The sequence below is a fragment of the Archaeoglobus veneficus SNP6 genome, assembly GCF_000194625.1.
GTDB lineage: Archaea > Halobacteriota > Archaeoglobi > Archaeoglobales > Archaeoglobaceae > Archaeoglobus_C > Archaeoglobus_C veneficus.
On the sequence record NC_015320.1, the window covers coordinates 506,694 to 518,486 of the forward strand.

General features: G+C 49.9%; 13 protein-coding genes and 1 other RNA gene. 7 read left to right on the forward strand and 7 right to left on the reverse strand.

Going from position 1 to position 11,793, the window contains the following annotated elements; translation table 11 throughout:
* Positions 1 to 96 precede the first annotated feature (96 nt).
* From ARCVE_RS02890 to ARCVE_RS02905, 4 genes are all read left to right on the forward strand, one after another.
* The gene (locus ARCVE_RS02890) at positions 97 to 1,224 is read left to right on the forward strand and encodes a geranylgeranyl reductase family protein (RefSeq protein WP_013683281.1); all 1,128 of its coding nucleotides are present in this window, start codon (positions 97 to 99) and stop codon (positions 1,222 to 1,224) included.
* Between the two features lie 75 nt (positions 1,225 to 1,299).
* A complete protein-coding gene (locus ARCVE_RS02895; protein ID WP_013683282.1) occupies positions 1,300 to 2,262 on the forward strand; it encodes a MetQ/NlpA family ABC transporter substrate-binding protein in 963 nt (320 codons plus the stop codon).
* Positions 2,250 to 2,993: an ABC transporter ATP-binding protein gene (locus ARCVE_RS02900; RefSeq protein ID WP_013683283.1), complete on the forward strand. Its 744-nt coding sequence runs from the start codon at positions 2,250 to 2,252 to the stop codon at positions 2,991 to 2,993. The genes ARCVE_RS02895 and ARCVE_RS02900 overlap by 13 nt, the downstream gene beginning before the upstream one ends.
* Positions 2,957 to 3,697, forward strand: coding sequence for an ABC transporter permease (locus ARCVE_RS02905; protein WP_013683284.1), 741 nt, complete (start codon positions 2,957 to 2,959; stop codon positions 3,695 to 3,697). The genes ARCVE_RS02900 and ARCVE_RS02905 overlap by 37 nt, the downstream gene beginning before the upstream one ends.
* A 9-nt stretch (positions 3,698 to 3,706) precedes the next feature.
* On the opposite strand, the gene ARCVE_RS02910 is transcribed toward ARCVE_RS02905, so the two are convergent.
* The 6 genes from ARCVE_RS02910 to ARCVE_RS02930 form a co-directional block, all read right to left on the reverse strand.
* Positions 3,707 to 4,780: a formate--phosphoribosylaminoimidazolecarboxamide ligase gene (locus ARCVE_RS02910; protein ID WP_013683285.1), complete on the reverse strand. Its 1,074-nt coding sequence runs from the start codon at positions 4,778 to 4,780 to the stop codon at positions 3,707 to 3,709.
* Between the two features lie 102 nt (positions 4,781 to 4,882).
* Positions 4,883 to 5,132, reverse strand: an RNA gene (rnpB, locus tag ARCVE_RS10950) — RNase P RNA component.
* A 64-nt stretch (positions 5,133 to 5,196) separates the two neighbouring features.
* Positions 5,197 to 5,406, reverse strand: a complete 210-nt coding sequence (locus tag ARCVE_RS02915; RefSeq protein ID WP_156786002.1) for a hypothetical protein — start codon at positions 5,404 to 5,406, stop codon at positions 5,197 to 5,199.
* Between the two features lie 117 nt (positions 5,407 to 5,523).
* On the reverse strand, positions 5,524 to 6,207 hold the full coding sequence (gene rlmB, locus ARCVE_RS02920; protein ID WP_013683287.1) for a 23S rRNA (guanosine(2251)-2'-O)-methyltransferase RlmB: 684 nt from the start codon (positions 6,205 to 6,207) through the stop codon (positions 5,524 to 5,526).
* Positions 6,208 to 6,226: 19 nt separating this feature from the next.
* A complete protein-coding gene (locus ARCVE_RS02925; RefSeq protein WP_232215824.1) occupies positions 6,227 to 7,480 on the reverse strand; it encodes a TraB/GumN family protein in 1,254 nt (417 codons plus the stop codon).
* Positions 7,473 to 8,531, reverse strand: coding sequence for a CBS domain-containing protein (locus ARCVE_RS02930; protein ID WP_013683289.1), 1,059 nt, complete (start codon positions 8,529 to 8,531; stop codon positions 7,473 to 7,475). Before ARCVE_RS02930 ends, ARCVE_RS02925 begins: the two co-directional genes overlap by 8 nt.
* Before the next feature lie 85 nt (positions 8,532 to 8,616).
* Between ARCVE_RS02930 and ARCVE_RS02935 the strand changes: the two genes are divergently transcribed.
* Both ARCVE_RS02935 and ARCVE_RS02940 read left to right on the forward strand, forming a co-directional pair.
* A complete protein-coding gene (locus ARCVE_RS02935) occupies positions 8,617 to 8,895 on the forward strand; it encodes a PRC-barrel domain-containing protein (RefSeq protein WP_013683290.1) in 279 nt (92 codons plus the stop codon).
* 166 nt (positions 8,896 to 9,061) lie between these two features.
* Positions 9,062 to 9,838 (forward strand): sulfite exporter TauE/SafE family protein, encoded by a 777-nt coding sequence (locus tag ARCVE_RS02940; RefSeq protein WP_013683291.1) that lies wholly within the window; start codon positions 9,062 to 9,064, stop codon positions 9,836 to 9,838.
* Positions 9,839 to 9,861: 23 nt separating this feature from the next.
* Here ARCVE_RS02940 and ARCVE_RS02945 read toward each other — a convergent pair whose 3' ends face one another.
* On the reverse strand, positions 9,862 to 10,848 hold the full coding sequence (locus ARCVE_RS02945; RefSeq protein WP_013683292.1) for a 3-isopropylmalate dehydrogenase: 987 nt from the start codon (positions 10,846 to 10,848) through the stop codon (positions 9,862 to 9,864).
* 133 nt (positions 10,849 to 10,981) lie between these two features.
* Between ARCVE_RS02945 and ARCVE_RS02950 the strand changes: the two genes are divergently transcribed.
* Positions 10,982 to 11,767 (forward strand): MEMO1 family protein, encoded by a 786-nt coding sequence (locus ARCVE_RS02950; RefSeq protein WP_013683293.1) that lies wholly within the window; start codon positions 10,982 to 10,984, stop codon positions 11,765 to 11,767.
* The last annotated feature ends 26 nt before the right edge of the window (positions 11,768 to 11,793 follow it).

The following is an 11,793-nucleotide window of genomic DNA, read 5'->3' on the forward strand; positions in this document are numbered from 1 at the left end:
TGATTGCCTTTGTCGTGCTTTAAAAGTATATTCCGATTTCGAATTTTTAGAATCACGTTATAAAGTTTTATATACCCGTGCTCCAACGTCAAGCAGATGCGAGTACTCGTTGTAGGTGGAGGGCCAGCTGGAAGCCTCGCAGCCTTGCATCTCGCTGAGAAGGCAGACGTGACCATTGTGGAGGAGCACCCTTCAGCGGGCTTCCCCGTTCAGTGTGCTGGCCTCATCAGCGATACGTGCTACTCCGAACTGAGAAATTACGTTTCTGATAGATGCCTCCTGAACAGGATCGAGGGTGCGTTTGTTCTCGCTCCCGACGGGAGCTACGTGGAGCTGAAGGGGAGAAGCAAAGCCGTTGTTGTGGAACGGAAGATCTTCGACAGCGAACTCCTAAGAAAGGCTGCGGAAATGGATCGCATCGACGTACGGATCAAGACGAGGTTCATGAACTGTAACGGGAAGAAGGCCCTCGTTAGAGGGATGAATGGCGAAGAACTTCTGCAGTACGACGCAATAATCGGGGCAGATGGTGTGGCATCGACTGTAGCTAAGGTCTTCGGTTTTCCTCGCCCCCGAACGCTGCTGGCCATGCAGGTGGAGTGCAGGTTCGAAGCAATGGACGAACACATGGTGGAGCTTTACTTTGGAAAGGACTATTCAGACTGCTTTTTCGGGTATGCAGTGCCTCTGGGCGATACCGCCCGTATTGGCGTTGTAGCATCAGAGAATCCCCAGCAATACCTCATGAACCTGCTCGAAAAACATCCGTCCGTCTCTAAAAGGGTGAAGGGGGGAGTTATCGAGCTTAACACCGGAGCAATTCCCGTCAAGCCCATAAACTTTGCAAGGGGCAACGTCGCACTTATAGGAGATGCGGCTGGCATGGTTAAGCCCTACACAGGCGGCGGGATTTACTATCACTACATTGCAGCCCAGACACTCGGCGAGACATTTCCAGACCTCGACGCCTACCGACGCATATACATGAAGAAGATGGGTTACGAGTACAAGATGGGTGAGAGGATAGCCAGGCTTTACAGCCTGCTGACTGACGACGACTACGTAAACCTCGTAAAAATTGGAAAGGGGGCCGAAGAGCTTGCTGCAGAGCTGCACATGGACTCGCCGTCATCTCTCCTGAAGGTAATACCCAGGTTCATCCGCCTGCTCACAAACCCAAGGCTTTCCGCAAAGTTTGGCAGGGCGCTTTTAATGGGGCTTTAGGTGCCAGTAGTTTTGACCAGAGATTCTACCAAAATCTTTGCGCAAATATTATAGTCATGCAGGCGAGCATTCTCCATGCGCTGGAAATTGATTATTGCGCTGCTGGCCATCGCCGTGCTGTTTGCTGGCTGTCAGACAGAGAAGCCTGAAAGTGTTACGAGTGAAAAAGCTACTGAAAAAGTAAAGATAAGGATTGGACTGCTGCCAATCGAGGACACTTTTCCCGTAACAGTTGCGAAAGAGGGAGGACTGTTCGAGAAGTACGGTGTAGAAGTTGAAATCGTTCCATTCCAGAGCGCTCTTGAAAGAGATGCTGCTCTGCAGGCAGGAGAAATCGACGCATGCATTGCTGACCCCCTTGCTGTCATTCTGCTCCGCAACGCAGGCTACGATGTCCGCATAGTCTCGCTGTGCCTTGGGGCTACGCCTGAGGAAGGAGTCTTTGCAATCCTTGCAGCCCCCAACTCCAGCATAAACAGCGTGAAAGACCTCGAAGGCAGGAAGATTGCGATATCGAGCAACACAATAATCGAGTACGTTACGGACATCATGCTGAAGAGCTACGGAGTTGAAAACGTCGAGAAGGTTGAGATAAAGCAGATTCCTGTCAGAATGCAGACACTCCTCGCCGGACAGGTCGATGCTGCCACACTTCCAGAGCCGCTCGCAAGCCTCGCAGCCTTCAGAGGGGCGAAGCTCGTTTTAAGCGATGCCATGATGGACAGGAGCATAAGCCAGACAGTCATAGTGTTCAGAGGAGAACTCGTCGATTCGAAGCCCGATGCGGTTAATGCATTCCTCAAGGCCTACGGAGAAGCTGCGGAGAAAATAAACGCAAACCCTGAGAGCTATAGAGAAGAGTTCATAGAGAAAGCAAGAATACCGAAGGACATAGCCGAAAACTACAAGATGCCTCACTATCCGCATCCGCAGCAGTATCCGAAGGAGTTCTACGAAGAGGTGCACGAGTGGGCTGTGGAGAAGGGGCTGCTGAGCAAGGAGATACCCTACGAAGAAGCAGTGGTATGGCTCCAGTAATCGAAGCAAGAAAGCTCGGAATGGTCTATCCCGATGGGACGAGGGCTATCGAAGGCGTTAGCTTCAGCGTCGAAGAGGGGGAAAGCTGCGCCATCATCGGGCCTTCGGGATGCGGGAAAACAACACTTCTCTTCATTTTTTCAGGACTTCTGAGGCCAACGGAGGGTATAGCCCTCATAGAGGGAAAGGAGGTCGTTGCTCCGCCGAAAAATGCTGCCCTGATACTCCAGAACTACGGACTCTTCCCATGGAAAACGGTAATTGAGAACGCTGCCCTGGGCCTTGAAATCAGGGGGGTGAAGGCGAGGGATGCAAGAAAGGCTGTAAAACCAATACTCAGGGAGCTTGGACTCGAGGGCTTCGAGAATCACTATCCGAAGCAGCTCTCTGGAGGGATGCAGCAGAGGGTTGCGTTTGCAAGGGCTCTTGCCATAAAACCGAGGATAATGCTCATGGACGAGCCCTTTTCGTCTCTCGACGCGCTTTCGAGGGAAAAACTGCAGAACTTTTTGCTTGAGCTGTGGATGAAGGAAAGAATGACCATGCTCCTCGTTACCCACAGCATAGAGGAGGCGGTCTTTCTCGGGAAGCGGATAGTTGTCCTTTCGCACAGACCGGGGAGGGTGGTGAAGGTAATAGAAAACCCCATGGCCGGAAGCGTAGAATTCAGAAACAGGGGGGAGTTTTTCGAGAAATGCCGGGAAGTGAGGAGAAGCGTTGGGGCTACGTAGTAGCAGGAGCAGTTCTTTTTATCATCTGGCACGTTCTCGCCTACTTTGTAAAATCGCCCGCTCTTCCGTATCCTTCGACGGTTTTTGCAGCGTTTATAGCGCAGCTTGGAGAAGGTTTGGCTATCCACATGGCCATAAGCGCTTGCAGAGCGATATACTCCATACTCCTCGCTTTGTCTCTTGCGATTCCAATCGGGCTGCTGTGTCACGAGAGGAAAATCGACAGATTCATTGCTCCTTTCCTGTACCTCCTCTACCCGATCCCCCACATTGTTCTGCTTCCACTCATAATTCTCCTCTTTGGTATCGGCGATGTTTCAAAGGTTATCCTGATAGGAATGATAGTCTTCTTCCAGATACTCGTAACGACGAGAGATGCTGCAAGGAATATCGACGAGTATTACGTCTACTCCCTTCTATCGCTGGGTGCGGACAAGAAGGACATCTACAGACACGTGGTTTTTCCCGCGTGCTTGCCAAAGATTCTTACGGCTTTACGCATAAGCGTTGGAACGGCAATAGCAGTGCTGTTCTTTGCCGAATCCTTCGCCACCACAACTGGTTTGGGCTACCTGATAATGACAGCGTGGAGCAGGGCTGACTACGTATCCCTTTATGCGGGCATAGTTGCCATGGCCCTCCTCGGCTTCAGCCTGTACATGGCTCTCGAGGTGATTGAAAGAAGACTCTGCAGGTGGGTGTAGCCAGCAAGGTTAGTAGATTACCTCTTCGAGCATGTTCTTCTCGGCTGCAAGCCTGATTTCTCTTGCAATCCTCCTGCCCATGTACATTGGTTCTCCGAACAGCACGTAGGAGTACGGTGAGGCAGGTATGCCGACGTTGCTCCCCGCAACTATCCTCGCAGATATCTCGAAAACAACCATGCGGGCGTTCTCGTCGAAAACTGCTTCGAGGCAGAAGGGGCCGACCATTCCCGGATATGCTATCTGCTTTGACACCTCAACGACGCTCCTCGCAGCTTTTATGGCCTGAGCAAGAAGGCTCTCCCTCAGCACGACGGGAAAGTTCCCTATTACTGTGTACGTGGGCGTAATCTCTGCCTTGAGCTGCTGCTCTGCAGGAATCCTGCCAAGCCCGTCTGCACTCGACTCGTAACGCCTGTCGACGGCTATCAGCTCCACTCTGCCAAAGACGGGGGAGTAGAAGAATGAGAAGTAAACGTTCGCCCCGACGATGTACTCCTGAATGTGTGCATTCTCGACATCTCCTGCATCGATGAGACCCTTTTCGACCATCTGTTTCGCCTTCTCGTAGAACTCTTCGGGACTTGATGCGAGGAAGTAGCCCATTCCGCCCTTCGCTCCGGGGTACTTGACGATTACAAGCCTGTCTATATCCTCTGGTCTTTCGAAGGTTCTGGGGAGGGTTAAACCAGCGTCGAGCAGCCACTTCCTCTGCTTTTCTCTGTCCACCTCCCACAGCATGAGCACTCTGTTTCCAAAAACGGGAACTCTCAGCTCGTCGAGCCTGCCGATGTATGCGTTGAATGTGCCGTGTGGGATGATAATGGCATTCTTCTCAATGAGTTCGTCCTGCATGCTTTTATCAAGCAAATCGGAGTAATCCCCAAGCTCGATTATCTCGTCAGCAACGCCGAAAGACTCGTAAATTATCCTCTCCCTTTCTCTGCAGAGGCAGATCGTCCTGAACCCCTCATCCTTTGCCCCTCTAAGGATGTTGAGGGCTGAGTGGCTGCCGAGAGTTGCGATGGTGAGTCTTTCCTTGTCGTACTGGCTGAGAACCTCGATGATCCTGCTTCTGTCCATGGCCGGAGTTGGGAGGGGTTGTATTAAAATATTCGGGATTAATTGCTAAATTAACGAGCTTGAGAGGTTTCCAATAAAAAGCAAATAAAAGCTTGGAAAGGGGAGTGGCGGTAGTAAGCCCCCTTTTGTTTCAGGCGGCATTAGTCTTAGCGGGCTTACGCCCTTGCACCGGCGGGGTCGGCGCGTTTCATCCGGCTGGAGTGACCTCAGCCTTTCGGCCTCCTCGCATTTCCTCCAGCCGGTGTCGTTTCTGTGCCGTTGCCACCCCTCTCGGGGTATCCCCTTGCAGGGATCCGCCTTTTAGCGGTGGGGGGACTTTCCTCCCTTTCGGGTCAGCCGCCCACCGCCGCTCCCCACAGTATGATTTCTCAGAAGTGCTTAATAACGTTTTACTCCTTGTCTGTCTAAAATAAAAATTATGCTTCTGTAAGTTTAAGGAACTTAACTCCGACTTCTGTAAGCCTGTAACCTTCCTCACTTTTTTCGAGTATGCCCATGTACTCGAGGAGCTCTGCAAGCTGTTCTTCTGGCTCCTTTCCGTTGCTTTTGCCCTCGGCAATCTTTCCAAGTTCTTCGGCAAACTTCTTCATAACGTCACTCATCACGCTACTCATCATAACCATCACTTACAAATCATCATCATTAATAGTATATAAGCTTTTCGAAATATATTGTTGTGCTGGCAACTTTGACAGTTTAACCTGATTGAATGCATGAAGACAATAAATTTCTGTGAATGATATCTATAAACTCTTTGAAAATTCGTACATGAGTATCCCAGCCGCTACCGAGAGGTTGAGGCTTCCGACTTTGCCTCTCCCAGGTATCTTTACGAGGAAATCGCAGAGCTTTCTGACAGGCTGGGATATCCCTCTGTCCTCTCCACCAATAACGAGAGCGGCAGGGGGAGTGAGGTCGGCATTTTCTATGTTTTCTCCATCAAGTTCGGCCCCTATAACCTTTATTCCGAACTTTTTCGCCTTTTTTAGCGCATTTGTGATGTTGTCCCTCGCTATGCTGACGTGTAGCGCTGCACCGGCAGATACCTTGACTACGGTCTCATTTACCTGTACAGCTCTCCTTTTTGGAATAACCACCCCGGCACATCCGAAAAACTCGGCAGTACGGATCGCAGCTCCCAGATTTCTGGGATCTTCAACACCATCGAGAAACAGAAGAAAGGAGTTTTTACGAAGGCACAATTCTATGAGGTAATCAACATCATGGTATCTGATGGGTGAAATGTCCGCTGCCACGCCCTGTGAGTCGGGAGGCAGTTTTTCCTTTGGGACATAAACTATCGGCACGCCTGCCCTTCTTGCCATCCGCTCCAGCCTATCCCGTCTGTTCCCGGTAGCTAAGTAAACTTTGTTTGCCTTCTTGGCTTTTAGGGCTTCGACGACGCTGTTGACTCCGTAGACTCTCATGTATCCTCACCTGCTGGCGTTAAAGAATTTGCAGGAGGTGGGTGAAGTTTTCCCTCAGAATTTCGACGATGTCAATACCAGTAACCTGCATAACATACCATGCTCCAATGATTGTTCCGGCTATGCTGCCAACGTTTGTGAGGGCTGCGACGAGCAGAATTCTGAAAACTCTGTTTCGCACGAGCTGGGAAAGACTTTCAGCTTTCGAGAGTTCCTCAATGTCTCTGGATGTTGGGCTTCTCTTCCACGCCTCCACGAGTCCCGAAACCCATCCGGCCGCAATTGCCGGATTAAGGGATGTGAGCCACGCAACGCAGAAGGCTGTGAGTATCGAAAGCGGATGTGCTCCGGCTATTGCTGCACCTATGGCTGAAAGGATGCCGTTTATGAGGAACCAGTACGCGAAGGCTTTGAGAATTATGCCGGTGTTGAGGGTAGCGATGACCGCGATGAACAGCATGATTACAAAGGCAACAATTGTGTACCCCAAGATATTCATAACGTTGATGCCCTTCTTGACTTCGAGAAGTTTCTCGATGGGTGGGATGGATGCAGGATTGGATATAAACCTCTCAAGTCCCTTTTTATGACCTGCTCCGACGACAGCGACAATTTTGTCGTACTTTTTGAGTGCTGCTATCAGATTTGCGGCCATAAACGCGTCTCTCTCATCTATGAGTGTTTTCGCTGCGGAGGGGGCTATGTCTCTGAACTCCTTCACCATCACTTCGAGAACATCCTCCTTTAGCATTTCGTCCACATCAACGTCGTCCTTGCTAAATAAGCCCTTCAGGAGGTTGTAAACGATTTTAAGCTTTTCAACGAAGGAAAGGGAGTTCCAGAACCGCCTGAAGGTGATGGCGATATCTCTGTCTATGAGAAGGACATCCGCACCGACCTCTTCAGCCTTTTTAATTGCTGCAAGCATCTCGTCGCCTGGCTTTACTCCGTATTCTTCGCCAATCTTACGCTGGAAGTAGCTGAGGAGAAGCTGGAAAAGGAGAAGGTGTGCCTCGCCCCTCTTTATGATGTCAACAACAGGGATGTCCTGCTTCTCGCCCTTCAGGGCAAGGTATCTGCGCATGCACAGCTCGACAGCTACGGCCTGCGGTTTTTCCCTCTCGATTGTTTCTTCAACATCCTTTATGCTCTTTGGAGAGACGTGTGCTGTACCGACTATGATTATCCTCTTTTCCCTTTCCTCTTGACTATCCACTCTCTCCTCGCTCATACCCTCTGACTCTGGTCTGCAGACTTTTGGCCCTTCACTCACTGCCGATCGCCCCTACTATCTCCAGTGTTCTCACGAGGTCGGTTCTTGAAACTATCCCTACGAGTTTGCCATCTTCGACGACCGGCAGTCTTCCAACACGGTACTCATTTATCAATCTGAAGGCCTTAAAAGCGGAGTCGAAGGGGCCAATAGTCACGACTTCCCTCGTCATCACGTCTCTGACCAAAGCGTCCTTTGCCTTCGCCACATCGTTGAGAGTAACTATCCCTACGAGTTTGCCATCTTCGACGACCGGATAGCCGAGATGCTTGTACTTCAGCATCATCTCGAGAACCTCGCTGGCCTTCATATCAGGTGTGACACATATAGGATTGGGAGTCATTATGTCCGCGATTTTTATCTTTTTCAGGACGTTTTCAATCAAAGCAACCTTCTCCTCCTCGCTCGCCCCCATGTATATGAACAGAGCTATAAGGATAAGCCAGGGACTCGTAAAGAGGCCAAGAACGCCCATGGCTATTGCGAATGCCTTGCCAGTTTCGGCAGCAATCTGGGTTGCCCTTAAAAAGCTCGTCCTTTTAGCGATAAGGCCTCTAAGGATTCTACCGCCATCAAGGGGGAATGCCGGTATAAGATTAAAGATTGCGAGAATCAGATTGAAGTTTCCGAATACAGTAAAGAATGTCGGGATAACTCCGATATAGGCTACTCCGTAGCTAAGGGCTGCAAGGGCGAGACTCGATAGAGGGCCAACAGCGGCGATGGAAATCTCCTTATTCGGCTCCTTCGGCATTTCTTCGAGCATCGAAACTCCGCCGAAAATGAAGAGGATGATCCCTTTAACTTTAATACCACTCTTCATGCTCAGAATTGAGTGAGATAGTTCGTGAATAAGGACTGCAACAAATAGGGAAATCGAGGCGGCAATGGACAGGGCAATTCTCAGCGACTCTGGGCTGACATCTTGAAACCCGTAGGGATATGGGTTGTAGTAGAGAAGATAGCTGAATATTGGGAGTATGATGAAGAGAGTTACGTGCACTCTGACCTCTATTCCAGCAATTTTACCAATGCTGAAGGATAACTCCATAACTTCAACTTAGAGTATGGAGTATAAAAGTGTACGGGCAAAAAAGTTAATATATTGTCTCCTTAAACAAAAATTGGTGAGTGTGATGATTAGTGAAATCTCAACGCTTTTCGGGCTTCGGGTGTACACTGACGAGGGCAGGTACGTAGGCAGGGTTGACGATGTGGTGATCGACCTCGAGAGGAGGCAGATAAGGGGGCTCGCCCTCGGTGACTTCAACAGGAGCCTCATAGACTCTCGTGCACCCGGAATAATAATCCCCTACAGACTCGTAAAGTCCGTGGGTGACATTGTAATTGTAAAGGACATTTTTAAGTTCAAGAAGGAGAGGAAAAAAGAAGAACCACAGGTTGTCGAAGCTTAAGTAAATAGTTATTTTTATAAATAATAATTTCAAAAATTCATACTTACTTTGTTCGGCTTTAAAGAAAGCTCTGGAATGTCTTTTTTTGTAGTTTAATTTTTAAACCAAAAAAATTTAATAAAATTAGAAAGTAAACAGGAACCATTGGAACAGTGGAGGTGACGGAGTGATCGAAATATTATTGTTCATAACAGGTCTGATGGCCGGAATACTTGGTGGACTGCTTGGAATAGGCGGATGCGTAATAATGCTTCCTGCACTCACGTTTCTCTTTGATTACCCACTTCCGTTTGCAATAGGCACGACGATAACGGCGGTGATAATAACAGCATCCTCTGGAGCGATTGGGCATATCAAGATGAGAAACGTTGATTTTTCAACGGCAAGGGTTGTGGCCACAACTGGGGCTGCTGGTGCTGCAGTGGGCTCAATCATGTTCTTCTACATAGCAAACCGGTTATGGCTTCTGAACTTTGTGCTCGGCTTCGCTTTCCTCTACGTATCGATCAGGATGATATACGAGGGACTTTTCAGGAGGAAGATGGGGGCAATGGATGGAAAGGAAGTTCCCGGCTCAGCAGCAGCGAAAGGTGTTATAGGTTTCTGCATAGGGGTGATAACAGGAATCGTCGGACTTGGAGGTGGTTACGCACTAGTTCCCTCCTTCATCTATCTGCTTGGCTCGCCCATTAAAATAGCCGTTGGGACTTCCCTCGCATCGTTCATCAGTATGGCTGTGGTGAGCGGGGCTTTCAAGCTCTATCAGGGGTTCGTTGACATCGTAGCAGCGGTGTGTCTTGGAGTGGGAACGGCAGCAGGTGCGCAGATAGGAGCAAGGCTAACAAAAGCTGTACCTCCGTGGGTCATTAAGGCTATTTTCGGGTTTGTGTTCCTGTACGTGTCGCTTAAATTTGTTTGGCAGGGATACTCCTGCCTCACCTGATTTTTTGGCCTGAACTTTGTTTTTTATTCCTTCAGCTTATTAACGACTTCCTGGGCCATCTCCATGGTTTTTAGGTTTCCACCGAGGTCTGGAGTGGTCCTCCCTTCGACTATGACCTCCTCGAGAGCCTTCTCCACTCTCGCAGCCTCGTCGAGATAGCCGAAGTGTCTAAGCATCATAACTGCAGTCAGAATCATCGCCGAAGGATTTGCAATGCCTTTACCCGCTATGTCCGGAGCCGAGCCATGGACTGGCTCGAATATCGCATGCCTTTCTCCAATGTTGGCAGACGGAGCCATGCCGAGTCCGCCTACGAGGCCGGCAGCGAGGTCGCTGACGATGTCGCCGAACATGTTCGTCGTTACGATGACGTCAAATCGATGCGGGTCCATTACAAGGTACATGCAGGCTGCATCTATGTAGTAATCGTTGAATTCGATGTCGCTGTAATCTCTGGCAACTTCTCTGCAGACGTCTCTGAACAGTCCGCACGTCTTCTTCATGACGTTTGCTTTATGTAATGCAGTCACCTTTTTTCTGCCCTCTCTCCTCGCAAGCTCGAAGGCGAAGCGGGCAATGCGCTCGCTGCCCTTTCGAGTTATCACCCTTATACCTTCCGTAACACCTTCCGCAACTTCGAACTCAAGCCCCTTGTAAAGGCACTCGGTGTTCTCCCTTACAATGACTATGTCCACACCATCGTAAAGGCACTTCACGCCCCTGTAGGACTTTGCGGGCCTTATGTTGGCAAAAGTTTCGAGCTCAAACCTGAGCCTGACGATAACATCTGCTGCAGTTTCGCCTGCAGCGCCGAAAAGGACAGCATCACTCTTTTTACACTCTTCAAGAGTTTCATCCGGCAATGCTTTTCCGTACTTCTCGTATGCTTCATCTCCTGCCTCCATCCATACGTACTCAAACGGAAGGTTGAGCTCTTCCAGAACGAGCATCGCGGCCTGCATTACTTCTTTGCCGATTCCGTCGCCCGGAATGACCGTTATCCGCTTCATTAAACCCACGATTGCTGCGGAAAATAAAAAAGTTGTGATGTTATGGATTTCTCTGGTTCAAAAGCTGCGGCTGAATAGTGGCGACAGCACAGCAGCAGGCAAAGCTTAAGTAGAAACCGGACAATAATATGCCATGAGACATCCGGTTGTAGCGGGCTCGTTCTACCCGTCAAATCCGGACTCCCTGCTCGCGATGCTTGCAGAATTCGTCCGCCCGAGTCCCGATCCTACGATAGCTGCGTGCGTGGCTCCACATGCGGGTTACATGTATTCGGGCAGAACCGCGGGCAAGATCTATTCTCTCATACCCAAAGCCGAAACGTACGTCATTCTCGGCCCAAATCACACGGGCTACGGCTCTATGGTTGCCGTTTCAACAGACACCTGGCTTACTCCTCTTGGCGAAATTGAGCCAGACGTTGAGTTCATTGAGGCGATGCCAAAGGTCATCGTTGACATGGACGAGATAGCTCATCGCTATGAGCACTCCATAGAGGTACAGCTACCGTTCCTCCAGTATGTTCACAAGGACTTCAAGATAGTACCCATATGCCTCGGCATGCAGGATGAGGAGACTGCAAGAGAAGTAGCCCACGAGATCCTGACCGCTGAGGAGAGGACGGGCAGAAAGATAGTAGTCATAGCTTCGAGCGACATGCACCACTATCTGCCTGACAGAACCTGCAGAGAGGCGGATGCGAAGGTTATCGATGCCATTCTCTCGATGGATGTCGCGAGATACTACCAGACGATATACGACATGCAGGCGAGTGTCTGCGGGTATGGGGCAATAGGCGTTGTAATGATCTACGCAAAGCACCACAACTGCTACGCGAGCCTCGTGGACTACTCAACGAGCGGAGACGTTGCGGATAAGAGCAGCGTTGTTGGATATGCTGCAATCGCCTTCAGGCGATAAGCTTAAGTTTTCTACCGGCAATGCGG

Coding starts and splice junctions, on each gene's coding strand:
- ARCVE_RS02905 (WP_013683284.1), top strand. CDS start 2,957: ATGCCGGGAAGTGAGGAGAAGCGTTGGGGCTACGTAGTAGCAGGAGCA.
- ARCVE_RS02890 (WP_013683281.1), top strand. CDS start 97: ATGCGAGTACTCGTTGTAGGTGGAGGGCCAGCTGGAAGCCTCGCAGCC.
- ARCVE_RS02900 (WP_013683283.1), top strand. CDS start 2,250: ATGGCTCCAGTAATCGAAGCAAGAAAGCTCGGAATGGTCTATCCCGAT.
- ARCVE_RS02950 (WP_013683293.1), top strand. CDS start 10,982: ATGAGACATCCGGTTGTAGCGGGCTCGTTCTACCCGTCAAATCCGGAC.
- ARCVE_RS02945 (WP_013683292.1), bottom strand. CDS start 10,848: ATGAAGCGGATAACGGTCATTCCGGGCGACGGAATCGGCAAAGAAGTA.
- ARCVE_RS02895 (WP_013683282.1), top strand. CDS start 1,300: ATGCGCTGGAAATTGATTATTGCGCTGCTGGCCATCGCCGTGCTGTTT.
- ARCVE_RS02930 (WP_013683289.1), bottom strand. CDS start 8,531: ATGGAGTTATCCTTCAGCATTGGTAAAATTGCTGGAATAGAGGTCAGA.
- rlmB (WP_013683287.1), bottom strand. CDS start 6,207: ATGAGAGTCTACGGAGTCAACAGCGTCGTCGAAGCCCTAAAAGCCAAG.
- ARCVE_RS02935 (WP_013683290.1), top strand. CDS start 8,617: ATGATTAGTGAAATCTCAACGCTTTTCGGGCTTCGGGTGTACACTGAC.
- ARCVE_RS02910 (WP_013683285.1), bottom strand. CDS start 4,780: ATGGACAGAAGCAGGATCATCGAGGTTCTCAGCCAGTACGACAAGGAA.